We start from the raw sequence: 528 nt of genomic DNA on the forward strand, positions 1-528 counted from the left end.
CTTGCCGATTTGGTATTACCTAATTTAGTTGTTGCCATATCTCATCAAGCCTTTCACGTAACTCATTGATATTATGTTCTAACGCTATGTAATTGGGTGCTTCATGTTGATGTTTATTACAATATTTAGCAATCTGATTGGCGTTTGCACCTAACTTACTTAAATCTCTAGCAATCGATTGTCGCGTTTCTTTATCAAATTTTGGTGCGACTAATCGACTGCCTTGTGCCTTTTTCTTTACGAAAGCAGGCACACTCATATTTAAAGTTTCCGCAGATTGCCTTAACTTTAAATATTCGGATTCGCTCACACGAAAACTAATTTGTTTTGGCTCCTTACGGTTGGGTTTACGGTTTCGCCCAACAGTTTCGTCGCTAGCCACAAATGTGTTTTGTTCGCTCATTTAATCCCACCACGCTTTCTTCGAAAGTAATGACTTAATATAAATCTATCTTACAGGGTAAGCCAGATTTTATCAAGTCATTTAGTGGTTTGGCAAGCGTCGTATATTCTAGCCACTACGTTCTT

At 38.1% G+C, this 528-nt stretch carries 1 protein-coding gene; it reads right to left on the bottom strand.

Going from position 1 to position 528, the window contains the following annotated elements; genetic code table 11:
• Positions 1–19: 19 nt before the first annotated feature.
• Positions 20–403: a plasmid mobilization relaxosome protein MobC gene (gene mobC, locus CEW93_RS10620; RefSeq protein WP_002498952.1), complete on the bottom strand. Its 384-nt coding sequence runs from the start codon at positions 401–403 to the stop codon at positions 20–22.
• Positions 404–528 lie beyond the last annotated feature (125 nt).

Source organism: Moraxella sp. VT-16-12 (genome assembly GCF_002224245.2).
In the GTDB taxonomy this organism is placed as follows: Bacteria; Pseudomonadota; Gammaproteobacteria; order Pseudomonadales; family Moraxellaceae; genus Moraxella.